Source organism: Nocardia elegans NBRC 108235 (genome assembly GCF_001612845.1).
GTDB lineage: Bacteria > Actinomycetota > Actinomycetes > Mycobacteriales > Mycobacteriaceae > Nocardia > Nocardia nova.
The window spans coordinates 1-22844 of record NZ_BDBF01000032.1 but is presented as its reverse complement, the minus strand read 5'-3'; the positions used below and the strand labels follow the sequence as shown (position 1 = coordinate 22844).

The following is a 22844-nucleotide window of genomic DNA, read 5'->3' as shown; positions in this document are numbered from 1 at the left end:
GTACGGATGACCGAATGCGCAGTTAGGGAGGGACTTGATGATCCGTAGATCGATGTGCCGCGTGGGGACAGTGGTCGCCCAGCGCGATCGGAGTCGGGAACGAGCGGAGAGCCACAGTGTATTTCGAAGGTCGGGCGACGACACGACCGCGACGGTGGCCTGTCCGGTTCCGCGGCACCACCCGCGACATGCGGGCCGCTTCCGCGGCGAGTCGGAGGTGTGGCGGTGACCGGTCACAGCGTCGACGGGGGCGGCGATGCGGGTGGTGGTGTCGCGTCGCTGGTCACCGTCGCCGCGGACGAACAGCGGCTGGCATGGGTCTATCTGTCCCGTGTGGTGGAGGGCCCGTGTCCGGCATTGTCGGCGCTCATCGCACGAGTCGGCGTGGTGGAGGCCGCACGTGCGGTGCGGGAATGCGATCTGCCCGCATCGCTGCGCGGTCCGACCGAACGCCGGCGCGACATCGACCGTGCCGAGCGCGATCTCGAGCTGATGGCGCGCATCGGCGGACGGGTGATCACGCCGGACGATCCGGAGTGGCCGCAGTGGCGCCTGCTGGGCCTGACGCAGCTCGATCCGGCGCGCGACGCCGACGCCGCGGTGCCGCTGGTGTTGTGGGCCCGCGGTCCGTTGTCGTTGCAGCAGTACACCGAACAGGCCATCGCCGTGGTCGGCGCTCGCTCCTCCTCGGGATACGGCGAACAGGTCACCGCCGAACTCGCGGGCGAACTGGCCGCGCACGGCTGGACGATCGTGTCCGGTGCCGCCTTCGGCATCGACGGGATGGCGCATCGCGCGGCGCTGGCCGTCGGCGGCAACACCATCGCCGTGCTGGCCTGCGGGATCGACCGGCCCTATCCCGCTCAGCACGAACGCCTCTTGGCCGAGATCGCCGAAACGGGTGTGGTGGTGAGCGAATATCCGCCCGGCGCAGCCGCTCACAAACACCGGTTCCTGGCCCGGAACCGTTTGATCGCCGCCCTGTCCGACGGGGTGCTGGTCGTCGAGGCGGGCATGCGCAGCGGTGCGCGCAATACCGCGAAATGGGCGCGGCGCCTTGGCCGTCCGGCCCTCGCGGTGCCGGGGCCGATCACCGCCGCGGCGTCGGTCGGCTGCCACCGGATGATCCGCGACCGCGAAGCGATTCTCGTCACTCGGGTCGACGAAATCCACGACGAGGTCGGACCGCTGCGACTGTCGCTGCCTGGGAGCAGCGAAGCCGGTGCCGATCTAGCCGGGGACCAGGCGGCCGTCTTCGCCGAACTGCCGGTGGCCGGTTCGCGCCTGCCGAAACAGATCGCCGACGAGAGCGGCCTCGCCATCCACGCGGTGCGCGCGGCACTGGTCGCCCTCGAGGTCGCCGGGCTGGTCGGGTCGGACAGTTCGGGATGGTTCCGCACCGTGCGAAAGGAGGCGTGAACGCGAATACGACGTGCATCCTCGGCAGTGATCTGCGGGTCCTTCCACACTGCTGTCGGCGCGGTGGCTTGCGCGCGGGCCGGGCGCCGGTGAACGTGGAGAAATGAACGGATTACCGGGCGATCTCGTGGATCTGCTCGAGCAGTACGAACGGCATCTGCTGCTGGGACGCAACCGGTCCGCGCACACGGTGCGGGCCTATCTCGGGGATGCGCGATCCCTGCTGGAGCATCTGTGTGCCCGGTCGCCCGATGCCGCGGTGGGAGAGATCGATCTGCCGCTGTTGCGATCGTGGCTGGCCGAACAATCGGCCGGGGGCGCCGCCCGGACCACGATGGCGCGCCGTGCCTCGGCGGCGCGGACGTTCACCGCCTGGCTGACCCACACCGGCCGCCTCGCGGCCGATCCCGGTCCGCGGCTGGGCTCGGCCCGTGCACACCGGGCGCTGCCCGCCGTGCTGGGCAGGGATCAGGCCGATGCGGCCATGAACGCCGCGGAATCCGGTGCGGCGCAGCGTGACCCGATGGCTCTGCGGGATCGGCTCGTCGTGGAGATGTTGTACGCCACCGGAATCCGGGTCAGCGAACTGTGCGGACTCGACATCGATGACGTGGACCGGGGCAGGAGGCTGGTCCGGGTATTGGGCAAGGGCAACAAGGAGCGCTCGGTGCCGTTCGGCCTGCCCGCCGACCGGGCGCTGGAGAATTGGCTGAACTTCGGGCGCCCGCACCTGGCCACCGCCGAATCGGGGCGAGCGCTGCTGCTCGGTCGGCGGGGGCGTCGACTGAACCAGCGTCAGGCCAGAACCGTTGTCCACGAAGTTGTTTCGGCCGTACCGGGAGCCCCGGACCTGGGTCCGCACGGCCTGCGCCACACCGCCGCAACCCATCTGCTGGAAGGCGGAGCCGACCTGCGTGTGGTCCAGGAACTACTCGGCCACGCCAGTATGGCGACCACCCAGCTCTACACCCACGTCTCGATCGAACGGCTGAAGCGGGTGCACGACCAAGCCCATCCTCGCGCCTGAGGGCGGAATTGCCGGCCGAGGCGGCGGCGCGGTGCGACCGTGGCCTCGCTGTAGGGCGGCCGTGGCCCCACCGGGGGTGGCCGTGTTCGGCTGAGCTGCCGGGCCGGAACACGTTGTCGTGCAGAGATATTTCCTCTGCGCGACCAGTGGCCGGTTTCGTGGGTGTCGTCGCGACGCGAGGGTGCCGGTCTGTGTCGGGCGCGTTATGTCTCACGCTCCGCCGAGACCGGCGAGCCGATCCGCGCCGCGGTGTCGCCCGCCGATGTGACGTCCTTATCGCCGATCCGAAAATCGCCGCGCATGCCCGCCGGGCTGATTACGGAAGTCGTCTACGGCCGGATGGCGTCGATGTAGCGGCCCGCGATGAAGTGCTGCACCGCACGAACCATGGGGCCGCCGAGTTTCGTGTACCAGGCGGCGGGACGCGAGAAGGCGGCCACCACGCCGTAGACCGTCTCGTCGGCGGGGTCGTATTCCACCGCGAAGAGTTCCTCGCCGATTTCCGGGTGGCCCGGCAGGGTGCCGTAGGCGAAGCCGCGGCGGGCAGGTTCGTCGACGACGTAGATCACCCGGCAGGGTGCCGTGATGCCGATACCGGCGATGCCCAGTCGCACCGTCAGAGCCGTTCCCGGTTCGGCGACCGGGGTATCGGCGTGTTCGAAAATGCCGGTGCCGCGCTGCATGCGATAGGCCAGGATCTGATCGCCGGCGGATTGGAACAGCGCCCGTCCGCTGCCGATGCGGCGGCGTAGCCGGAAGTGGTGATAGCCGGGCGGGAATTCCCCGGCGGTCGCTCCGACTTCCGGATAGGTGAACGGCTCGACGGCCGGGGAATTCGCCATAACACCATCCTTACTCCCAGCACAGTGCCGCGACAGGGCGCATCGAGGCGAGATCGTCCACTCGACATCATCGCCGATATACTTCGAGCTATCGGAGATAAGTCGTGCTACGCTTCCTTAGGTAACCCTAATATCGGAGGTATCGCACTGTGGCTCGTACTCGTACCAAGCTGTCCTTCGAGGTCAGGCGCACGCGACGCCTGACCGACCACATGATCCGGGTATATCTGGGCGGCCCGGGTTTCATCGGTTTCCAGCCCAACGGATTCACCGACGCCTACGTCAAACTGCTGTTCCCCGGTCCGGACGGCGAGACGATGCGCACCTACACCGTGAGCGCCGTCGACCCCGAGGCCGAGGAGATCGCGATCGATTTCGTCTACCACGGTGACGAGGGGGTCGCCGGGCCGTGGGCGGCCGCGGCTCGACCGGGCGACCGCATCGAACTCTTCGGGCCGGGCGGCGCGTATTCCCCCAAGCCGGAGGCGGATTGGCATCTGCTGGCCGGTGACGAGGCGGCTCTGCCCGCCATCGCCGCGGCGTGTGCCGCCCTGCCGTCCGACGCCCTCGGCCGGGTATTCGTCGAAATCGCCGGTCCCGCGGACGAATTGGATTTTCCGCGCCCCGCCGCGGTCGAACTCGCGTGGGTGCATCGTGGTGATCGCGCCCCCGGCGAAGCGCTGGCCGCCGCGGTCCGTGCCGAGCCCTGGCGCGAAGGCCGCGTGCACGTCTTCATTCACGGCGAGGCCGACAAGGTCATGCACGATCTGCGGCGCTACGTCCGCACCGAGCGCGGGGTGCCGGCCGATTGGGCCTCGATCTCCGGATACTGGCGGCGCGGGCGCACCGAGGAGGGCTTCCGGCAGTGGAAACGTGAACTGTCCGAACAGGAATCCGCCGCCGAGGCTGTTCGCTAGATCGGCGCGGGCCTCTGCCGGCCCTCGGCGGGCCTCCGAGGCCGCCGGCGGTCGCACCGGTTTCAGGCGCACGGGAGCGTGGCGGACCAGGCCGAGCGGGTCGAGATAATCACGGCCACGCCGCAGACCCCAATGCAGACAGACGCCGGGACAACCGGCATGTCCGGATTGCAGCGTCCCCAGCACCGCCCCGCGCTCGACCCGGCGACCGACCGGCACGCCCGCTCGCACCGGCTCGTAGGTCGTGCGCAGTCCGCCCGGATGGTCGACCGAGACGACCGGTTTGCCACCCACCTCACCCGCGAAGGCGACGATTCCGGCACCGGCGGCGAGTACCGGCTGCCCGTCGGCGCCGGCGAGATCCACTCCGCGGTGGCCCGGTAGCCAGTCGTGCGGCGGTTTGTCGAAGCCGCGCACGACCGCCGGTCGCGGCTGCAGCGGCCAGCCGAATCCGGCCGGGGGCGCGGCGGCCGCGCTCGCACCGCCGCAGCTCACGGCCATCATCACCACTCCCGGAAGAAATCTCGACAACCAGCGCATGCGTCCCACCCTCGCCGCAACCGACGGGCATGGAAAGATCGGTCTCGGCGTGTGTGGACAACTCGCAAGCATGTGAACAGGGCGCGTTCCCGGTGGGACGCCGCGGTGGTCGCTCGAGCCCGCCGGACTCGCCCGAGGAAGGTGCAGATCGATGGTCGCGTGTCGTGATTCCGCCGAATCGGTCACGGCCGTCCCGAGAACCTCTGCAGCGCATGTTGTTTCGTTCGGCAGACGGGTGATCGGCCCGTGCGTGACCGGCGGCCGCCCGGCCGCCGTCTCCTCCGTGGACCGCGTTCGCCGGTGGTCCGGATCATGAGCGCCGAGACGCCCGACTCCGCCCCGGCCACACCGCCGGACCCGCGCACCGCGGACTCGAACCCGCCCGGTGCGCCCGCCGCCGCATCGTCGGCGCCCTCCGGGCCCCGCTCCGCCCGCGCGGGCGCGAACACCGGCGGCGAACCGGCTGCGTCCGACGCGACGGAAGGCCCCGAACTCGACTATCGCTTCACCCTCGCCGGTGAACGCACCTTCCTGGCCTGGATCCGCACGGCCCTCGGCCTGCTCGCCGGTGGGGTCGCGGTGCACGAGTTGGTGCAGCCGTTCGGGCATCACGACATCCGATCGGCGCTCGCGATCAGCTGCATCGTGCTGGCGGCCGTGATCGCACTCGGCGCCCTCGGTCGCTGGCGGATGGTGGGGGCGGCGATGCGGGAGGGCCGTCCGCTCCCGCACACGGTGATGGTGCCGATTCTGGCGATCGGTATCGCCGTGATCGCCGTGCTGGCCGGCATCGGACTGCTGCTGTCATGACCTCGATCCCGCCGAAGCGCCCGCCCGCCGTGCCGGCCGATCGCGGTTTGCAGGCCGAGCGGACGGCGTTGTCGTGGTGGCGCACCGCCGTGGGGGCCATGGCCAACGCGCTGCTGTTCCTGCACGTGGCCTTGACCAGCGGCGACCGTGCGGCGCTCGTGCTCGCGCTGGTGGCGATCGGTGCGCTGGGGGTGGTGGCCACCGTCTGCGTGGCGCGCAGCCGGACCCTGCACACTCATGCGTGGGGAAGCTGGAGCGACGGACGGTTCGCGATGTCGACGACGAGCGTGGCGATCTGCGTGGTGGCGCTGGCTGCGCTCGTCGTGGCGTTGCTGGAGTCGATGCCCGGTTGGCAACTGTGAGCTGATCTGCGGATCGGCGGGTTGCCCGGCGTCCGCTGAGTCCGCCCGCGAAACCGGGCGCTGACCACCCCGTTTATGTTCTCACCTGCGCTGGTCGTAGACTGGCCACGCGGTTCGCTGTACGCGGATCGACTTCGCGCGTCCGATCACGGTGTCGTCGGCTGGTCCTCCCGAAAATTCTTCCGGAAGGTCCGGCGGCCACGGACGCCAGGGCAGAGACCGACCCTCGGTTTCTGCGTCAACCGGCACAGAAAGGCGGATACGCGGCTATGGCTGTCGTAACCATGAAGCAGCTGCTCGACAGCGGCGCACACTTCGGTCACCAGACCCGGCGGTGGAACCCGAAGATGAAGCGGTTCATCTTCACCGACCGCAACGGCATCTACATCATCGACCTGCAGCAGACGCTGACCTACATCGACAAGGCCTACGAGTTCGTCAAGGAGACCGTCGCCCACGGTGGCACCGTTCTCTTCGTCGGCACCAAGAAGCAGGCTCAGGAGTCGATCGCGGCCGAGGCGACTCGCGTCGGGATGCCCTACGTCAACCAGCGCTGGCTGGGTGGCATGCTCACCAACTTCTCCACCGTGCACAAGCGGCTGCAGCGCCTGAAGGAACTCGAGGCGATGGAGCAGACCGGTGGTTTCGAGGGCCGCACCAAGAAGGAAATCTTGATGCTGACCCGCGAGAAGAACAAGCTGGAGCGCACCCTCGGCGGTATCCGCGATATGGCCAAGGTGCCCTCGGCCATCTGGGTCGTCGACACCAACAAGGAGCACATCGCCGTCGGTGAGGCTCGCAAACTGAACATCCCGGTTATCGCGATCCTGGACACCAACTGCGACCCCGACCTGGTCGACTACCCGATTCCGGGTAACGACGACGCGATCCGCTCGGCCGCGCTGCTCACCAAGGTCGTCGCTTCCGCGGTCGCCGAGGGCGTGCAGGCCCGCGCCTCCCGCGCCTCGGGCGATGTGAAGCCCGAAGCCGGCGCCGGCGAGCCGCTCGCCGAGTGGGAGCAGGAACTGCTGGCGCAGGCGACCCCGGCCGCCGAGGGCGGCGAGGCTGCCGCCGAGGCTCCGGTCGAGACCGCCGCCGAGGCGGAGCTCAAGGAAGAACCGGCCACCAAGACCCCGGCCGACTTCTGATCCGGCGCGGTTCCCACCGCGATTGTCTGTTCACCTTGCCGGCCCTTCCTGTTCGGAAGCGGTCGGCATGGTGGTGCTAAGAGACCTGACAACTTTCGTAAATCTTCGAGGAGGCTCGCCACGATGGCGAACTACACCGCCCAGGATGTGAAGCGGCTCCGCGAGCTCACCGGCTCCGGAATGATGGACTGCAAGAAGGCCCTGGAGGAGACCGACGGCGACTTCGACAAGGCCGTCGAGGTTCTGCGGATCAAGGGCGCCAAGGATGTCGGCAAGCGCGCCGAGCGCGCCACGGCCGAGGGTCTGGTCGCCGCGCAGAACGGCGTGATGATCGAGCTCAACTCCGAGACCGACTTCGTCGCCAAGAACGACGAGTTCCAGAACACCGCCGGCGACATCGTCGACGCCGCCGCCAAGGTGCGCCCGGCCGATCTGGAGGCGCTCAAGGCCGTCGACGTCAACGGCAAGACCGCCGACCAGGTGGTGCAGGAGCTGGCCGCCAAGATCGGCGAGAAGCTCGAGCTGCGTCGCGTCGTATCCTTCGAGGGCCCGGTCGCGACCTACCTGCACAAGCGGTCCTCGGACCTGCCGCCGGCCGTCGGTGTGCTGGTCGAGTACCAGGGTGAGGGCGACGCGGCCGCTGAGGTCGCTCGCGCCGCCGCGATGCAGATCGCCGCGCTGAAGGCCAAGTACCTGACCCGCGAGGACGTCCCGGCCGAGGTCGTCGCCAAGGAGCGCGAGATCGCCGAGGCGACTGCCAAGGAAGAGGGCAAGCCGGAGGCCGCGCTGCCGAAGATCGTCGAGGGCCGGGTGAACGGCTTCTACAAGGACGTCGTCCTGCTGGAGCAGTCGTCGGTCACCGACAGCAAGAAGACCGTCAAGCAGCTGCTGGACGAGGCCGGTGTCACGGTCACCCGCTTCGCCCGCTTCGAGGTCGGTCAGGCCTGATACATCGCAAAGGCCCCCGGTGCGACGAATTCCGTTGCGCCGGGGGCCTTTCGGTATCGATCAGCCACCGGTGCCGCAGTGGCCCGTTCCCGGCATGATGCAGTCGCTGCTCCCGGTGATGGCCCAGTTCGCCAGGAACGGTATGACGGGGAGCAGGCTGATGATCGGCGTGCTGTTGTCCACGCTGCCGAACGCGGCCTCGGTGCTGCCGGTCGGGATCGGTCCGGTGAAACTGGTCGGCGTGGCGGAACCGGGGTTGTCCGGCGCCGCCGGGGCCTCCGGTGTCAGCGGAACGATCGCCGCCGTGGCGGGAGAGACGACGGCGAGAGGTGCGGCGCCGAGCAGCGCTGCGCCGCAGAGAAAGTGAACCGTCCGGCGAGTGATCTTCATGCGGCCGCACCTTATTTGAAACAACAACGTTTCGTAGTGGGATCCGGGGATTGCGGCGTATTCGAGGGTCGGCTCACCGGCGCGACCTCGCGTGGTGCAGGATGGACGCAGCGTGTTACCGTCCCGCGCGAACAATCGCGCCCGGGAGGGTAATTTCCCGTGCGTGCGCTCGCTCGACTGCCGAGGACTAGGAGACCGATGACGGACCCGGATACGGCGCCCGACCGCAAGGGCTATCGCCGAGTACTCCTCAAATTGGGTGGGGAGATGTTCGGCGGCGGCGAGGTCGGGCTCGACCCGGATGTGGTCCAGACCGTAGCCGAGCAGATCGCCGAGGTCGTCTCGACCGGCGTGCAGGTGGCGGTGGTCATCGGTGGCGGCAACTTCTTCCGCGGCGCCGAACTCGAGGAGCGCGGCATGGAGCGGGCCCGCTCCGATTACATGGGTATGCTCGGCACCGTGATGAACAGCCTTGCGCTGCAAGACTTTCTGCAGAAGCAGGGTGTCGACACCCGGGTGCAGACGGCCATCACCATGGGGCAGGTCGCGGAGCCGTATCTGCCCCTGCGGGCGAAGCGGCACCTCGAGAAGGGCCGCGTGGTGATCTTCGGGGCCGGTATGGGCATGCCGTACTTCTCCACCGACACCACCGCGGCGCAGCGCGCGCTCGAGATCGGCGCCGAGGTGGTGCTGATGGCCAAGGCCGTCGACGGCGTCTTCACCGCCGACCCCAAGGTCGAGGCGGAGGCGATCATGTTCTCCGAGATCACCCACAAGGAAGTCCTCGAGCGCGGACTCAAGGTGGCCGATGCGACCGCGTTCAGTTTGTGTATGGACAACCAGATGCCGATGCTGGTGTTCAATTTGTTGATCAAGGGCAATATCGCCCGCGCGGTGGCCGGTGAGAAAATCGGCACACTGGTTCGGTCCTGAACCCTGCGGGGATCGGTCCTCGCGAATTCCGGGCCCCGAAACGATGCTGTGGAGGAAACGGTCGTGATTGATGAAGCGCTCTTCGACGCCGAGGAGAAGATGGAAAAGGCTGTCTCGGTGGCGAAGGACGACCTCGGAGGTATTCGGACCGGCCGCGCCAACCCGGGCATGTTCAACCGGGTCGTGGTCGAGTACTACGGCTCGCCGACGCCGATCACCCAGATGGCCAGCATCACCGTGCCCGAACCGCGCATGGTCGTCATCAAGCCCTACGAGCAGGGGCAGTTGCAGACGATCGAAACCGCGATCCGCAATTCGGATCTGGGCGTGAATCCGACCAACGACGGCACGATCATTCGCGTGGTGATTCCGCAGCTGACCGAGGAGCGGCGGCGGGAATTGGTGAAGCAGGCGAAATCCAAGGGTGAGGACGCCAAGATCGCCATTCGCAATGTGCGGCGCAAGTCGATGGACGAGCTGAACCGCATCCAGAAGGACGGCGAGGCCGGTGAGGACGAGGTCGGTCGCGCCGAGAAGGAACTGGACAAGACCACCCAGAAGTACGTTGCCCAGATCGACGAGCTGGTCAAGCACAAGGAATCGGAACTGCTCGAGGTGTGAGACTCGGCCCGGCGCGACGATGCGGCACGGGCCCGGGGACGGAGTGGACGAATAAGTGAGCGACGGGACAATCGTGGCCGAAGACGCCGCAGCCGGCGAGACGATGCCGGTGAGCGACCCGGCCGGTGCAACACCGGCTCCCGACACGCCCTCGGCGCAGCCGAGCGGTAAGCCCTCACGCGCCGGTCGCAACTTACCGGCGGCGCTGGCGGTCGGTGTCGGCCTCGGCGCATCGCTGATCGCGATCCTGCTGTTCGTTCCGAAGGTTCTGATCGGAGTCATCGCGGTCGCGATGGCGATCGCCACCTGGGAGGTCGCCAAGCGGCTGCGCGAGGCCGATGTCCTGGTGCCGCGCGTGCCGCTGATCGTCGGCGGGCAGGCGATGATCTGGCTGGCCTGGCCCTACGGCCCCCAGGGCGTGGCGGGTGCGTTCGCGGCGACCGCGCTGGTGTGCATGGTCTGGCGGCTGTTCGACCACGGTCTGCAGGCCACGCCGCGAAACTTTCTGCGCGACACCGCGATCACGGTATTCGTGGTGTCCTGGATCCCGCTGCTGGCCTCGTTCGCGGTGTTGATGCTGCAACAGGACGACGGCAATCTCCGGGTGCTGACCTTCATGATCCTGGTGGTCTGCTCCGATGTCGGCGGTTACGTGGCCGGGGTGCTGTTCGGCCGCCATCCGATGGTGCCGGCCATCAGCCCGAAGAAGTCGTGGGAGGGTTTCGCCGGCTCGCTGGTGTTCTGCATCATCGGCGGGCTGCTCACGGTGACGCTGCTGCTGCAGGCCAATTCGATGATCGGCGTGCTGCTGGGCATCGCGGTCGTGCTCGTGGCGACCTGCGGGGATCTGATCGAATCGCAGATCAAGCGCGAGCTGGGCATCAAGGACATGGGCACGCTGCTGCCCGGACACGGCGGCATCATGGATCGCCTCGACTCGATGCTGCCCTCGGCGTTCGTCTCCTGGCTGGTGCTGACTGCCCTGCTCTGAGACCCTGCCGCTCCGGGTTCAGCGCCGCTTCGCCGCGCGCCGCAACTGCATGATCCGCCAGCCGCCGGCCAGCGCCATCACCAGCGCTCCGGCGATCACCGACAGCAGCAGCGTGACGCCGAGCGGCAGGTTGAACTGCCAGAAGAACAGGTGGATCCGCACCTGATCGAGGTTCTGCAGGATGAAGATCAACAGCAGAACCCCGATGACCGCCGCCGCCACCAGCGCCACCCAGGTGTAGCCCGCGCGGGTTTTCAGGGCTCGGTTGCGCCGGACGGGTGCGGTCGAGGGGGGAGTGTCGACGCGCGGGGGATCGGTGTGCGGGACCGGATCCGGTCCGTGGCTCGGTACTGCGTCGCTGGTCATATTTCGATCATTCCCGATCGCTATGGCGGATATGCGTATCTCCGGAATACCCGTTCGGCCGCGCCGTAACTGTGATCGGGTTATCGCTGCCCGCAGGCGGCGGGCCGGTACCGGCAATGCGACACTGGAAGGGTTATGACTACCTCCCTGCCGCTCGTTTTCGATGCCCCGCGCCGTGGAATGCCGCCGCGGCATCTCGCCGACCTCGATTCGGCCCAGCGGCGGCAGGCGGTGGAGGAGCTCGGACTGCCGAAGTTCCGGGCCGATCAGATCGCCCGGCAGTACTACGCGCGGTTGCAGGCCGACCCGCGGCAGATGACCGATCTGCCCGAGCCGATGCGCGAAAAGATCGCGGAGGCGCTGTTCCCACCACTGCTCAGCGAGGTGCGGCAGGTGGTGTGCGACGAGGGCACCACCCGCAAGACCCTGTGGCGCGCCGGTGACGGCACCCTGCTCGAGAGCGTGCTGATGCGCTATCCCGACCGCAACACGCTGTGCATCTCCAGTCAGGCCGGCTGCGGTATGGCCTGCCCGTTCTGCGCGACCGGCCAGGGCGGACTGAACCGCAACCTCTCGACCGCCGAGATCGTCGACCAGGTGCGCGCGGCCGCCGCGGCGTTGCGTGACGGCGAGGTGGCCGGTGGTGTCGGCCGGCTGTCGAACATCGTGTTCATGGGGATGGGTGAGCCGCTCGCCAACTACAAGCGCGTGGTGGCGGCGGTCCGGCGAATCACCTCGCCCGCCCCGGACGGCCTGGGTATTTCGCAGCGCAACGTGGTCGTGTCGACCGTCGGCCTGGCGCCCGCGATCCGCAAACTGGCCGACGAGGGCCTGTCGGTGACGCTGGCCGTCTCCCTGCACACACCGGACGACGAATTGCGAGATACGTTGGTGCCGGTCAATAATCGCTGGCCGGTCGCCGAAGTACTCGACGCCGCACGGTATTACGCCGACAAGACCGGCCGCCGGGTCTCGGTCGAATACGCCCTGATCCGCGATATCAACGACCAGCCGTGGCGCGCCGACATGCTGGGCTCGAAACTGCACAAGGCACTCGGCTCCCGCGTCCACGTCAACCTCATCCCGCTCAACCCGACCCCGGGCTCCCAATGGGACGCGTCGCCGAAACCCGTCGAGCGGGAATTCGTGCGGCGAGTGGAGGCACAGGGTGTGCCCTGCACGGTGCGCGATACCCGGGGGCAGGAGATCGCCGCGGCCTGCGGGCAATTGGCGGCCGAGGGTTAACTCGGTGCGCTGTCGGTCGAGCCGGTAGCGCCGCTTCCGGGTCGCAGGGCGAACACGCCGAGACCCGCGAGCACCATCGATGCCCCCACCACCCACAGCCCCGCGCGCTGGGTTCCCGTCAGGTCGGCCAGCCGGCCGGTGAGATACGGCGCCGCGAACCCGCTGACATTGCCGAGCGAATTGATCAGGGCGATCCCGCCGGCCGCGGCGGCGCCGGAGAGGAACGCGCTCGGAAGAGCCCAGAAGGTGGGCAGCGCGGCGAGCACACCGACGGCGCAGACGGTGACCGCGGACATCGCCGCGAACGGATTGTCCAGGTACAACGCGACCGGAATGGCGAGGCCGCCGATGATCGCGGGCAGGGCGACGTGCCGGCGGCGTTCGCCGGTGCGATCGCCGTGGCGGCCCCACCACACCATCGCGACCGCGCCGATCACATAGGGCACAGCGGTGATCAGGCCGCGCTGCACCACCGAATAGTGGGCCCCGTACTGCTGCTGGAATCCGGCCACGATGGTGGGCAGGAAGAAGCCGAGGGCGTAGAGCCCGTAGACGATGCCCGCGTAGATCGCGGCCAGTCCGAGTATGCGCGGATGGGTCAGAGATCGGCGCACCGTCCAGTGTTCGGTGCGTTGAACCGAGCGCTGCTCCTCCGCGAGTTCGGTTGCCAGCCAGCTCCTTTCCTCGGCCGACAACCAGCGGGCCTGCTCCGGCCGATCGGTGAGGTAGAACCAGGTTGCCACCGCCAGCAGCAAGGCCGGCAGGCCCTGCACGAGGAACATGAATCGCCAGCCGCTGAGCCCGAAGACGTTGTCCCCGTACTCGATGAGCAGGCTCGACAGTGTGGATCCCAGAGCGGTCGACAGCGGTACCGCGGTCATGAACAGGGCGACGATGCGGGCCCGGTAGCGCTGGGGAAACCAGAAGGTCAGATACAGCAGAATGCCCGGGAAGAATCCGGCCTCCGCCACGCCCAGCAGAAAGCGCAGCACGACGAGGACCGTCTCGTTGGGCACGAACGCCATCGCGGTGGCGACGATGCCCCAGGTGAGCATGATGCGGGCGATCCAGCGCCGCGCACCGAACCGGTGCAGTGCCAGATTGCTCGGCACTTCCAGCACGAGATAGCCGAGAAAGAAGATGCCCGAGGCGAATCCGAACGCGGTCTCCGACATGCCGAGGTCGGTCTTCATCCCACTGGGCCCGGCGAACCCCACGTTCACCCGATCCAGGTAATTGACGAAGTACAGCAGGCACAGAAACGGCACCAGCCGAATCGTCACCTTGCGTACGGTCGCGGTGGCGACGTCGGCAGGGGCGATCATCATCCGTACTCTGCGCATTCGCGGACGGCCAGTCACATCGGGTTCGGGGGCTCGCCGCTCAGCTCAGCAAAGCCCGTGCGTACCAATCCTTCTCGTCACGCACCCCGGGCAGGGCGAAGAAATAGCCGCCGCCGAAGGGCTGGACGTAGTCGGTGAGAGGTTCGTTGATCAGCCGGGTCTGGATGGCCTCGAACTGGCGGGCGACGTCCTGCTGGAAGCAGGTGAAGATGTGGCCCGAGGCCATGTTGCCGTTGCGCTCCACGCCGAGGTCGTAGTTGTAGGAACGGCGGACCAGCTGCTGGCGCGCGGTTTCCGGAGTGCGCGGATTGGCCAGCCGGATATGGGAATCCAGGGGGATGACGGAACCCTCGGGGTCGGCGGCGTAGTCGGGGGTGTCGAATTCCTGATTGCCGTCGAGCGGGGCGCCGGAGTCGCGGCGGCGTCCGAACATGTTCTCCTGCTCGTTGATCGAGACCCGGTCCCAGAATTCGACGAGCATGCGGATCAGCCGGACCACCTGGTAGGTGCCGCCGCGGGTCCACTCGGGTTCGCCGCCGCCGTCGGTCCAGATGAGCGATTCGGCGTCGGCGCCGGTCGGGTTGGCCGTTCCGTCTTTGAAGCCCAACAGGTTCCGGCCGGTGCCGGAGGGGCGCGGTGGGGAGTTGTAGCCGTCGATCTTCCAGCGCAGCTGCAGTGCGCCGCGGGTCTGGCGGGTGATGTCGCGCAGCGCGTGATGGACGGTGTCGGGGTGATGGGCGCACAGCTGGATCAGCAGGTCGCCGTGCATCCAGGCCGGATCCGGGGTGTCGTTGGGGAAGGTCCGCATCGGCGTGAGTTTGGCGGGTTTGGCCGCGGCCAGCCCGAAGCGGCCGTCGAACAGGCTCGCGCCCACACCGGTGGTGACGGTGAGCCCGTCGGCGATGACCTCCGGCCCGAGCACCGCGCTGTCGGAGGGAGGCTGGCCGAGCCCGAGGTCGGTCGGGGCGCCGCCGGCGGTGAGGAAGCGGGCGCGTGCGGTGAGGGTTTTCATCGCCTCCACCAGTTCCGCGCGGTTGGTGGTGGTGACGTCGAAGGCGGCGAAGCAGGCGGCATTCTGTTTCGCCGACGGGCCCGGGGTGAGGATGCCGGACTGGTGTTCACCGTGGAAGGGGTAGCTCGCCTCGGCCTTCGGGGTGCCCACGGTGGCGGCGTCGGCGTCCTTGCGGGCGCCCTCGGCGAGGATGCCCGCGGTCAGCGCGGTTCCGGCGGCACCGGCGGCGGCGCCGGAGAGGAAGCGGCGGCGGCTGACGTTCATCGTGAAGCCTTACTGGTCGGTCGGTGGTTCGGCATGTCAGTGGGAGATCGGCACTTCGAGCAATCGCGGCACCTTGGCGAGTTCCTCGAGGGCGGCGCCGAGGCGCGCGTTGACGGCTTGCCGGGCCGTCGGCGGGGTCCGGTCCGGCGACTGCCAGTGTCCGTGGTCCTGGGTGGCGAGCAGGGCGGCCTGCAAGTCGTCGAGGCGGGTGCGCAGGGTGGCGCGCAGTTGTGGCGCCCGCGGGTCGATCAGCGGGCCGAGCTGATCGAGGACCGCGCGAGTCACGTCGATGTCGGCGAGCGTCATCGGATACGCGGCGCCCGCGCCTTGGTCGTCGATGCCCGAAATGTGGTCGCGCAGGGCGTCTTCCAGGATTTCGTGCCCGCGCAGCGGGAGTTTCTTCGGATCGCCGGCGAGGTCGTCGCTGCCGAGATTCTTGCGGATGGTCGCGATATCGCCACCGAGCCGATCGACCACCGGCAGCAGCTGATCCGGCCGCTGGCCGTGCCACAGGCCGTATTCCAGCCGGTGCAGACCGGTGAATCCGGGATCGTTCACCCCACCCGGCAGGCCGTCGGGCAGACCCGAGACCGCGGTGCCGGCGTCACCGAAGCTGTTGTAGGAGGCGCCGACCCGTTCCCATTCCAGCTGGGCGTTCAGCCAATCCGCTTGTGCCGCAGCGATATTACCGCCGCGCAGATCGTTGCCGATCGCGGTGACGGCGCCGGAGAGCCGGGTCAGCACGCCTGCGGCATACGCCTGATAGGCGTCGTTGGGTCCGCGCAGATCGTCCTCGGTGACGCGTTTGACGGCCGGCGGGGTCTCGCCCGCCTCACCGCTGACCTGCACTGCCGCCGACGAGGTCACCGGTTTGCCGGACATCAGGCATTGCATGGTGTAGCTGCCGCTGCTCAAGGTCGCCGTCAGGTTGGCGGTCGTGGCCGGGCCGATCGTCTCGATCTCGCCGACGACTGCCCCGCCGGAGTTGACCAGGTTGATCTCCCCGGCCTTGGACGTCTTGTTCTGTACCTCGAATGTCTGCGTCCCGGCCCGCCCGGACTTCCATTCCGAGGCGCACGAACTGTCGGTGACCGACACCGCCTGCGCCTTACCGGAGCCGCTCGACGGCAGCAGCGCGATCGCCACCCCGGCGGCCACCGCGGGCACCACCACCAGCACCGCACCGACCAGCAACGGCCGCGGTCCGGCGATTCGCTCCCACCAGTCGGGCGTGTGCTCGGAGTCGGCTGGAGCCGATGCCGACGTTGCCGCTGCCGCCGGGAGAGGCGCCGCCGCTGTGGTTCGCGGACCCTGGCCGGTCGCCCCGGTGGCCGGTGTGGCGCCCCCGCCACTCGCCGCGGCGGTAGCCGTCACGGGCGCCGCGGCCGCCGGCTGCGCCGCCTTCGCCGGGGCCTTCGCGGGCGCCTGGCGTCCCGCCCGGATGAACAGCGGGATCACCACCGCCAGGTAGGCCACCCACGCCACGACCTGCAGCACGGTCATCCGCGGCGTCAGTTCGGTGATGCCGGTGATGATCGAGACCCACCAGGAGTTGGGGTCGATATGCGCCGACAGGTCGAACGCGACCCAGTGGCGGCCGGGCAGAATTCCGGCGTCCTGCAGATCGCCGAGACCGTAGGACAGCACGCCGGCGGCGATCACGATCAGCGCGAGCGCGGTGCGGTTGAAGAACACGCCGAGATTGAGTTTCACCGACTGCCGGTACAGCAGCCAGCACAGCACCACCGCGGCGGTGAAGCCGAGCGCGGCGCCGATCAGCGGCGCGACGGTGGTGCCGGAGGCCTTCACCGCGGTCCACACGAACAGCGTCGACTCCAGGCCTTCGCGCCCGACGGCCATGAAGGCCGTGATGGCCAGCGCTCCCGCGCCGATCGCGGTCGCGCGGGCGACCTCACCGCGAAGCTGGCCCGACAGCGACGCGGCCGTGCGCCGCATCCAGAAGACCATGGCCGTCACCAGGCCGACCGCGATCACACTCAGGGTGCCGCCGACGATTTCCTGGCCGGAGTTCGAGAGCACGCTCGTCGAATAGGTGAGCACCGCCGCGAAGCTGGCCGCCACCGATACCGCGCCGAGCAGACCGAGCCAGACCGGGGTCGAGGAGACCGGGCGCTGCGGGGTCGACGTTTTGCGCACGGCAGCCAGCAGGATCGTCACCACGAGTCCCGCCTCGAGGCCCTCCCGCAGGCAGATCAGTAGATTCGGTACAGCCTCGGCCCAGCTCACCGTCCAAAGGTAAGGCATACCTATACCGCAGGTCCAATCCTGCGTGCATGTAGCGAGTAACCGTTACCGCAGATGGGGTGGTATGCGAGTAATGTCCGGATTTGCTGAGGCTATCCCTCCGGCGCCTCCTCGGCCAGTGCCAGCGCCTCCTCGAGCAGCGCCTCCACGATCATCGATTCCGGCACCGTCCGCACCACCTCGCCGCGGACGAAGATCTGACCCTTGTGATTGCCCGCCGAAACCCCGATATCGGCTTCCCGCGACTCACCCGGACCGTTGACGATGCAACCCATCACCGCGACGCGCAGCGGTGCCGGGAAATCCCGGAAGGCCGCCTCGACCTTCTTCGTGAGCTCGAAGACGTCGACCTGGCAGCGGCCGCAGGTCGGGCAGGACACGATGTCGAGGGTGCGGGGGCGCAGCCCGAGCCCGGCCAGGATGTGGTGACCGACCTTGACCTCCTCGACCGGCGGCGCGGACAGCGAGACCCGGATCGTGTCGCCGATCCCCTCGGACAGCAGGATCCCGAACGCGGTGGCCGATTTCGCGGTGCCCTGCAGCGGCGGTCCCGCCTCGGTGACCCCGAGATGCAGCGGATAGTCGCAACGCTGGGCGAGCAGCCGGTAGGCCTGGATCATCGTCAGCGGATCGTTGTGTTTCACCGAGATCTTCAGATCGGCGAAACCGTGCTCCTCGAACAGCCTCGCCTCCCACAGCGCCGATTCGACCAGTGCGGAGGCCGTGGCGCGACCGCCGTGCCGGTCCAGGATGCGCCGATCGAGGGAACCGGCGTTGACGCCGATGCGGATCGGCACCCCCGCAGCACCCGCCGCGGCGGCGATCTCGCGGACCTTGTCGTCGAAGGTGCGGATATTGCCCGGATTCACCCGCACGCCGGCGCAACCGGCATCGATGGCGCCGAAGACGTAGCGCGGATTGAAGTGGATGTCGGCGATCACCGGGATGGCCGAGCGGCGGGCGATCGTCGGCAGTGCCGCGCAGTCGTCCTGGGTGGGCACCGCCACGCGGACGATATCGCAACCGGCAGCGGTCAATTCGGCGATCTGGCGCAGCGTCGCCTCGACATCGGCGGTGACGGTGGTGGTCATCGACTGCACCGAAATGGGCGCGCCGCCGCCCACCGGCACCGAGCCGACCTGGATGCGCCGGCTCTCCCGGCGCGGTCGCAATGTCGGAGTCGCGGGCTCGGACAGGAATACGGCGGTCATCGGATCCTCTCGGTCGCGGGTAACCATTCCGCGCAGGCCGCGGCGATGCCCTCGCCGGTCAGTCCGTACTCGGCCAGGATGCTGTCGCGGGAGGCGTGAGGGATGAATGCGGTGGGCAGGCCGAGCGCGCGAACGGGGGCGGCGTCGGGGTCGCGGGCGATCGCGTGGACCAGATGGGAGCCGATCCCGCCGGCGGCGATACCGTCTTCCACACAGACCGTGAGCCGATGTCGTGCCGCGATCGCCGGCAGCCCCGGATTGATCGGCCACACCCAGCGCGGGTCGATGACGGTGGCGCCGAAACCGCTGTCGGCCAGCAGTTCCGCCGCGCGCAGGCACGGCCCGGCCATCGGACCGACCGCCACCAGCAGAATATCGAGCGGACTGCGCGGCCCGCGGTACAGAATGTCCATCCCGTCCATCCGTGCCAGCGACGAAATATCCTCTCCGGCAGTGGCTTTCGGATAGCGCACGGTGGTGGGCCCGGCCGTGGCTACGGCCTCGCGCAAAAGTTCGCGGACCCGGCCGGGATCGCGTGGGCACCCGATCCGCATCCCCGGTACGCAGGTGAGCAGCGCCAGATCCCACATCCCGTGATGGCTGGGCCCGTCCGGCCCGGTGACGCCGGCGCGGTCCAAGGCCAGTGTGACCGGCAGTTCGTGCAGCGCGATATCGAGCAGCACCTGATCGATCGCGCGGTTGAGAAAGGTCGAGTACACCGCCACCACCGGATGCATACCGGCCACCGCCAAGCCCGCGGCGGAGGCCAGCAGGTGTTGTTCGGCGATCCCGGAATCGAACACCCGCTCCGGTGCGCTGCGGGAGAATTCGCCGAGTCCGGTGGGCAACCGCATCGCCGCGGTCATGGCGACCACCTCCGGATGGTCGCGGGCGATGGCGGCGAGTTCCGATTCGACGATATCGGTCCAGGTGGGGGCGGGCTGTTTGCGCGGCACACCGGTGACCGGATCGATCACCCCGCACGCGTGCATGCGGTCGGCCTCGTCCGCCTCGGCCGGGCCGAAGCCGCGGCCTTTCACCGTCACCGCGTGCACGACAACCGGTTTGGCCAGTTCGGCGGCCTTGTGCAGGGTCGTGCACAGTGCGCCGATATCGTGGCCGTCCACCGGGCCCAGATAGGTGAAACCCAAGGCGTCGAACAGATTTCCGGAGACGGTGTCGCCGTCGCGCAGTCCGGTGAGATGCCCGGCCAGCGCGCCGACGGTCGGATCGTAGGAGCGCCCGTTGTCGTTGAGAACCACGACAACCGGGCGCCCGCCCGCGCCCAGATTGTTCAGGCCTTCCCAGGCCACACCGCCGGTCAGCGCGCCGTCACCGATCACCGCCACCACCCGGCGCTCGTATTCGCCGCGCAGTTGGAAGGCCTTGGCGATGCCGTCGGCCCACGCCAGGCTGACCGAGGCGTGGGAATTCTCCACCCAGTCGTGCGGGGATTCGGTGCGGTTCGGATACCCCGCGATTCCACCGGCCTGCCGCAGCGTGTCGAAGGTGTGCGATCGCCCGGTGAGCAACTTGTGCGCATAACTCTGATGTCCGGTGTCGAAGACGAGAACGTCGGTGGGCGAACGGAAGACGCGATGCAGCGCGATGGTCAGCTCCACCGTCCCCAAACTGGCGCCGAGATGCCCGCCGGTTCCGGTGACGGTCTCGACGAGGCGATCGCGTAACCGCTGCGCCAGCGCGGGCAGTTCGTCGTCGGACAACGCGGCCAGCGCGTCGGGTCCGGTGAGGGCGGCGAGCGGATCCGGCCCGCGCGGCGAGGGTTTCATGCGTGGCTCACCTTCCGGTGTGGGAATTCGACCCCGTGTCGATTCGGCTCAGCTGACGGCGGCGCGGATCGTCTCCTTCAGCGAGCCCAGGGTCGCGACCACCGCGGTCGGCTCGTATCCGCAGTGCGCCATGCAATTCGAGCAGCGCGGATCGTTGCCGCGGCCGAAGGCGTTCCAGTCGGTGTCGTCGATCAATTCCCGATAGGTGGCGACATAGCCGTCGTCGAGCAGATAGCACGGCCGCTGCCATCCCTTGAGCGAATACGACGGGATCGCCCAGGCGGTGCAGTCGAAGTCGACCTTGCCCTCCAGGAAATCCAGGTACAGCGGGGAATGATTCAGCCGCCACTTCTTGCGGCGCCCGTCGGCGAAGGCCTTGGCGAACAACTGATGGGTCTGCTTCACCCCGAGCCAGTGCTCCTGATCGGGGGCCTTCTCGTAGGCGTAACCGGGCGCGATCTGCATGTGGTCGATCTCGAGCTCGTCGTTGAGATAGTCCAGGACGTCGATCACATCCTGTGGCGAATCCAGATCGAAGAAGGTGGTATTCGTCATCACCCGGAATCCGGCGGCCTTGGCCTCGCGGATCGCCGCTACGGCCTGATCGAAGACGCCGTCCTTGCAGACCGAGGCGTCGTGGCGTTCGCGCAGTCCGTCCAGATGCACCATCCACGCGAAATTGCGGTGCGGGGTGAACTTGTGCAGATGTTTGGGCAGCAGTACCGCATTCGTGCACAAAAAGACGATCTTGTTACGGTCGAGCAGTCGCCGCACGATCTCATCGATCTGCGGATGCATCAGCGGTTCGCCACCGGCGATCGAGACCATCGGGGCGCCGCATTCCTCGATCGCGCCGACCGCCTGTTCGACCGGCATGCGCTGTTTGAGCAGGGTATGCGGATGCTGAATCTTGCCGCAGCCCGCGCATTTCAGATTGCAGGCGAACAACGGCTCCAATTCGACCAGGATGGGGAACTTCTCGCGGCGCAACAGCTTCTGTTTTGCGAGATACGCTCCCAGACGTACGGATTGACGGAATGGCATGGCCATTCAGCTCACCTCCCGAGGCAGGTTGAATCGAACACTCTCTTCGGTCACGGAGGTGCGGCGGACCCGGAGGGCGCCGAGCCCGGACAGGGCCTCGACCAGGTCGTCCACCAGATACGGCGGTGCCGACGCACCGGCGGTGACGCCGATGCGGCGGGTGCCGGCCAGCCAGTCCAATTCGACCTCGCCGGCGTCCTCCACCAGATGTGCCGCCACACCCTCGGCCGCGGCGACCTCGGCCAGCCGCAGCGAATTGGAGGAGTTACGCGAACCCAGCACGAGCACCAGGTCCGATTCCCGGGCCACCGCCCGCACCGCCTCCTGGCGGTTGGTGGTGGCATAACAGATGTCGTCCTTGCGTGGCCCGCTCAATGCCGGAAACCGTTGCCGCAGAACATCGGCCGTGGCCTCGACCTCCGCGACGGCCAGGGTGGTCTGCGTGACGTAGGCGACCCGATCGGGATCCGGTGGCGACACCCGGGCGGCCGCTTCCGGATCGGCGACCACGATCACATTGCCGGGCGCCTCGCCGCGGGTGCCCACCACCTCCTCGTGGTCGGCGTGCCCGATCAGGAAGACGGTCTTGTCGGCGGCGGCGAAGGTGCGCACCTCCGCATGCACCTTCGACACCAGCGGACAGGTGCCGTCGACCACGCGCAGGCGGCGGCGTTCGGCCTGGCGGCGGACGTCCGGGGGCACGCCGTGCGCGGCGAACACGACCACCGCGCCTTCGGGCACATGGTCGAGCTCCTCGACGAAAACCGCTCCGCGCCCGGCCAACTCGCGCACCACATGGCTGTTGTGCACTATCTGACGCCGCACGTACACCGGCGCGCCGAAGCGGAGCAGAGCTTGCTCGACGATCTCGATCGCCCGCTCGACCCCGGCGCAGAACGAGCGCGGCCCGGCGAGCAGCATCTCGCGCTCGCCGGTTGCCGCCGACCATCGGTCCAGCGCCGGCGCCGCCGCCCGCAGCGAACGCAGTGCCCGTATTCCGCGCCACATCGTGCCCGGGCGCAGCAGCGGCGCGTCGGGGGTGTCGACGATCGCCCGGAGCGCGACGGCCTGCCCGTCGGGGGCATCGGCGACGAGGAACGCCGTTTCGGTGTCGACCGCGAGCGCACCGGACTCCGCCAGTTCGGCGCGCGCCCGGCCGGTGACGACACGCTCGGCGGAATACACCGGCCCGAGCCGTGCGGGCAGCCCCGAGCGCAGCAGTTCACCGTGCAGCAGTACCGCTGCGGGACTGGGCAATTCGGTACCGCTGCGCCGGATCTCGCTGGCTACCACGAGATCGCCGGGTCGCAGCTCCGTGGTCAGCGCACCCGCGACTCCCGCCACCGCGACCGGGCC

20 protein-coding genes and 2 pseudogenes are annotated in these 22844 nt (G+C 68.6%); 11 read left to right on the top strand and 11 right to left on the bottom strand.

The genetic code is table 11. The features are described 5' to 3' along the window. Nucleotides 1-279: 279 nt before the first annotated feature. The gene (gene dprA / locus NE2_RS22300; protein WP_063029156.1) at nucleotides 280-1419 is read left to right on the top strand and encodes a DNA-processing protein DprA; all 1140 of its coding nucleotides are present in this window, start codon (nucleotides 280-282) and stop codon (nucleotides 1417-1419) included. Nucleotides 1420-1522: 103 nt separating this feature from the next. Then, nucleotides 1523-2446, top strand: coding sequence for a tyrosine recombinase XerC (locus NE2_RS22295; RefSeq protein WP_063029083.1), 924 nt, complete (start codon nucleotides 1523-1525; stop codon nucleotides 2444-2446). A 329-nt stretch (nucleotides 2447-2775) separates the two neighbouring features. Here NE2_RS22295 and NE2_RS22290 read toward each other — a convergent pair whose 3' ends face one another. Continuing rightward, entirely contained in the window at nucleotides 2776-3288 is a 513-nt protein-coding gene (locus NE2_RS22290; RefSeq protein WP_063029081.1) for a DUF1990 domain-containing protein, read from the bottom strand. A 149-nt stretch (nucleotides 3289-3437) separates the two neighbouring features. On the opposite strand from NE2_RS22290, the gene NE2_RS22285 reads away from it, so the two are divergent. After that, nucleotides 3438-4205, top strand: coding sequence for a siderophore-interacting protein (locus NE2_RS22285; RefSeq protein WP_063029079.1), 768 nt, complete (start codon nucleotides 3438-3440; stop codon nucleotides 4203-4205). Between the two features lie 54 nt (nucleotides 4206-4259). Here NE2_RS22285 and NE2_RS35120 read toward each other — a convergent pair. Beyond that, a pseudogene (locus NE2_RS35120) lies at nucleotides 4260-4709 on the bottom strand (M23 family metallopeptidase); the annotation flags it as partial. A 525-nt stretch (nucleotides 4710-5234) separates the two neighbouring features. On the opposite strand from NE2_RS35120, the pseudogene NE2_RS37555 reads away from it, so the two are divergent. The 4 genes and pseudogenes from NE2_RS37555 to tsf form a co-directional block, all read left to right on the top strand. Next, nucleotides 5235-5555: pseudogene (locus tag NE2_RS37555) on the top strand (YidH family protein); the annotation flags it as partial. Next, complete coding sequence (locus tag NE2_RS22265) at nucleotides 5552-5917, top strand: DUF202 domain-containing protein (protein WP_063029073.1); 366 nt, start codon at nucleotides 5552-5554, stop codon at nucleotides 5915-5917. The pseudogene NE2_RS37555 and the gene NE2_RS22265, both read left to right, overlap by 4 nt. Nucleotides 5918-6186: 269 nt before the next feature. Continuing rightward, nucleotides 6187-7065: a 30S ribosomal protein S2 gene (gene rpsB, locus NE2_RS22260; protein WP_030513085.1), complete on the top strand. Its 879-nt coding sequence runs from the start codon at nucleotides 6187-6189 to the stop codon at nucleotides 7063-7065. 123 nt (nucleotides 7066-7188) lie between these two features. Continuing rightward, nucleotides 7189-8013, top strand: coding sequence for a translation elongation factor Ts (gene tsf, locus NE2_RS22255; protein WP_063014971.1), 825 nt, complete (start codon nucleotides 7189-7191; stop codon nucleotides 8011-8013). Between the two features lie 60 nt (nucleotides 8014-8073). Here the strand turns inward: tsf and NE2_RS22250 are convergent, their stop codons facing one another. Further along, the gene (locus tag NE2_RS22250; RefSeq protein WP_063029070.1) at nucleotides 8074-8403 is read right to left on the bottom strand and encodes a hypothetical protein; all 330 of its coding nucleotides are present in this window, start codon (nucleotides 8401-8403) and stop codon (nucleotides 8074-8076) included. 198 nt (nucleotides 8404-8601) lie between these two features. Here NE2_RS22250 and pyrH point away from each other — a divergent pair, with 198 nt between their 5' ends. The 3 genes from pyrH (at nucleotide 8602) to NE2_RS22235 (ending at nucleotide 10948) form a co-directional block, all read left to right on the top strand. Beyond that, nucleotides 8602-9336 carry a UMP kinase gene (gene pyrH / locus NE2_RS22245; RefSeq protein WP_030513088.1) on the top strand — a complete coding sequence of 245 codons (735 nt, stop codon included), beginning with the start codon at nucleotides 8602-8604 and terminating at the stop codon, nucleotides 9334-9336. Nucleotides 9337-9399: 63 nt separating this feature from the next. Continuing rightward, the gene (gene frr / locus NE2_RS22240; RefSeq protein WP_062962886.1) at nucleotides 9400-9957 is read left to right on the top strand and encodes a ribosome recycling factor; all 558 of its coding nucleotides are present in this window, start codon (nucleotides 9400-9402) and stop codon (nucleotides 9955-9957) included. A 103-nt stretch (nucleotides 9958-10060) separates the two neighbouring features. Further along, nucleotides 10061-10948 carry a phosphatidate cytidylyltransferase gene (locus tag NE2_RS22235; RefSeq protein ID WP_063029154.1) on the top strand — a complete coding sequence of 296 codons (888 nt, stop codon included), beginning with the start codon at nucleotides 10061-10063 and terminating at the stop codon, nucleotides 10946-10948. 18 nt (nucleotides 10949-10966) lie between these two features. On the opposite strand, the gene NE2_RS22230 is transcribed toward NE2_RS22235, so the two are convergent. Continuing rightward, nucleotides 10967-11314, bottom strand: a complete 348-nt coding sequence (locus NE2_RS22230) for a LapA family protein (RefSeq protein WP_030513091.1) — start codon at nucleotides 11312-11314, stop codon at nucleotides 10967-10969. Nucleotides 11315-11449: 135 nt separating this feature from the next. On the opposite strand from NE2_RS22230, the gene rlmN reads away from it, so the two are divergent. Then, a complete protein-coding gene (gene rlmN, locus NE2_RS22225; protein ID WP_063029068.1) occupies nucleotides 11450-12559 on the top strand; it encodes a dual-specificity RNA methyltransferase RlmN in 1110 nt (369 codons plus the stop codon). Here rlmN and NE2_RS22220 read toward each other — a convergent pair. From NE2_RS22220 to ispH, 7 genes are all read right to left on the bottom strand, one after another. Next, nucleotides 12556-13887 (bottom strand): MFS transporter, encoded by a 1332-nt coding sequence (locus NE2_RS22220; RefSeq protein ID WP_063029066.1) that lies wholly within the window; start codon nucleotides 13885-13887, stop codon nucleotides 12556-12558. The genes rlmN and NE2_RS22220 overlap by 4 nt on opposite strands. A gap of 55 nt (nucleotides 13888-13942) precedes the next feature. Further along, nucleotides 13943-15178, bottom strand: a complete 1236-nt coding sequence (gene efeB, locus NE2_RS22215) for an iron uptake transporter deferrochelatase/peroxidase subunit (RefSeq protein WP_063029064.1) — start codon at nucleotides 15176-15178, stop codon at nucleotides 13943-13945. A gap of 36 nt (nucleotides 15179-15214) precedes the next feature. Continuing rightward, the gene (gene efeU / locus NE2_RS37550; protein WP_084494239.1) at nucleotides 15215-17425 is read right to left on the bottom strand and encodes an iron uptake transporter permease EfeU; all 2211 of its coding nucleotides are present in this window, start codon (nucleotides 17423-17425) and stop codon (nucleotides 15215-15217) included. A 110-nt stretch (nucleotides 17426-17535) separates the two neighbouring features. Next, the gene (gene ispG, locus NE2_RS22205) at nucleotides 17536-18654 is read right to left on the bottom strand and encodes a flavodoxin-dependent (E)-4-hydroxy-3-methylbut-2-enyl-diphosphate synthase (RefSeq protein WP_063029060.1); all 1119 of its coding nucleotides are present in this window, start codon (nucleotides 18652-18654) and stop codon (nucleotides 17536-17538) included. Beyond that, on the bottom strand, nucleotides 18651-20444 hold the full coding sequence (locus NE2_RS22200; RefSeq protein WP_063029058.1) for a 1-deoxy-D-xylulose-5-phosphate synthase: 1794 nt from the start codon (nucleotides 20442-20444) through the stop codon (nucleotides 18651-18653). Before NE2_RS22200 ends, ispG begins: the two co-directional genes overlap by 4 nt. Before the next feature lie 48 nt (nucleotides 20445-20492). After that, complete coding sequence (gene hpnH / locus NE2_RS22195) at nucleotides 20493-21494, bottom strand: adenosyl-hopene transferase HpnH (protein ID WP_063029056.1); 1002 nt, start codon at nucleotides 21492-21494, stop codon at nucleotides 20493-20495. Beyond that, nucleotides 21495-22409, bottom strand: a complete 915-nt coding sequence (gene ispH, locus NE2_RS22190) for a 4-hydroxy-3-methylbut-2-enyl diphosphate reductase (RefSeq protein ID WP_233429858.1) — start codon at nucleotides 22407-22409, stop codon at nucleotides 21495-21497. Nucleotides 22410-22844 lie beyond the last annotated feature (435 nt).

What these genes read in the sequence shown, in the direction of transcription:
- NE2_RS22230 (WP_030513091.1), bottom strand. Translation starts at nt 11,314, where the DNA reads ATGACCAGCGACGCAGTACCGAGCCACGGACCGGATCCGGTCCCGCAC.
- rpsB (WP_030513085.1), top strand. Translation starts at nt 6,187, where the DNA reads ATGGCTGTCGTAACCATGAAGCAGCTGCTCGACAGCGGCGCACACTTC.
- NE2_RS22295 (WP_063029083.1), top strand. Translation starts at nt 1,523, where the DNA reads ATGAACGGATTACCGGGCGATCTCGTGGATCTGCTCGAGCAGTACGAA.
- NE2_RS22250 (WP_063029070.1), bottom strand. Translation starts at nt 8,403, where the DNA reads ATGAAGATCACTCGCCGGACGGTTCACTTTCTCTGCGGCGCAGCGCTG.
- NE2_RS22265 (WP_063029073.1), top strand. Translation starts at nt 5,552, where the DNA reads ATGACCTCGATCCCGCCGAAGCGCCCGCCCGCCGTGCCGGCCGATCGC.
- NE2_RS22200 (WP_063029058.1), bottom strand. Translation starts at nt 20,444, where the DNA reads ATGAAACCCTCGCCGCGCGGGCCGGATCCGCTCGCCGCCCTCACCGGA.
- NE2_RS22290 (WP_063029081.1), bottom strand. Translation starts at nt 3,288, where the DNA reads ATGGCGAATTCCCCGGCCGTCGAGCCGTTCACCTATCCGGAAGTCGGA.
- ispG (WP_063029060.1), bottom strand. Translation starts at nt 18,654, where the DNA reads ATGACCGCCGTATTCCTGTCCGAGCCCGCGACTCCGACATTGCGACCG.
- NE2_RS22235 (WP_063029154.1), top strand. Translation starts at nt 10,061, where the DNA reads ATGCCGGTGAGCGACCCGGCCGGTGCAACACCGGCTCCCGACACGCCC.
- pyrH (WP_030513088.1), top strand. Translation starts at nt 8,602, where the DNA reads ATGACGGACCCGGATACGGCGCCCGACCGCAAGGGCTATCGCCGAGTA.
- ispH (WP_233429858.1), bottom strand. Translation starts at nt 22,409, where the DNA reads ATGCTGCTCGCCGGGCCGCGCTCGTTCTGCGCCGGGGTCGAGCGGGCG.
- rlmN (WP_063029068.1), top strand. Translation starts at nt 11,450, where the DNA reads ATGACTACCTCCCTGCCGCTCGTTTTCGATGCCCCGCGCCGTGGAATG.
- efeB (WP_063029064.1), bottom strand. Translation starts at nt 15,178, where the DNA reads ATGAACGTCAGCCGCCGCCGCTTCCTCTCCGGCGCCGCCGCCGGTGCC.
- hpnH (WP_063029056.1), bottom strand. Translation starts at nt 21,494, where the DNA reads ATGGCCATGCCATTCCGTCAATCCGTACGTCTGGGAGCGTATCTCGCA.
- NE2_RS22220 (WP_063029066.1), bottom strand. Translation starts at nt 13,887, where the DNA reads ATGATGATCGCCCCTGCCGACGTCGCCACCGCGACCGTACGCAAGGTG.
- tsf (WP_063014971.1), top strand. Translation starts at nt 7,189, where the DNA reads ATGGCGAACTACACCGCCCAGGATGTGAAGCGGCTCCGCGAGCTCACC.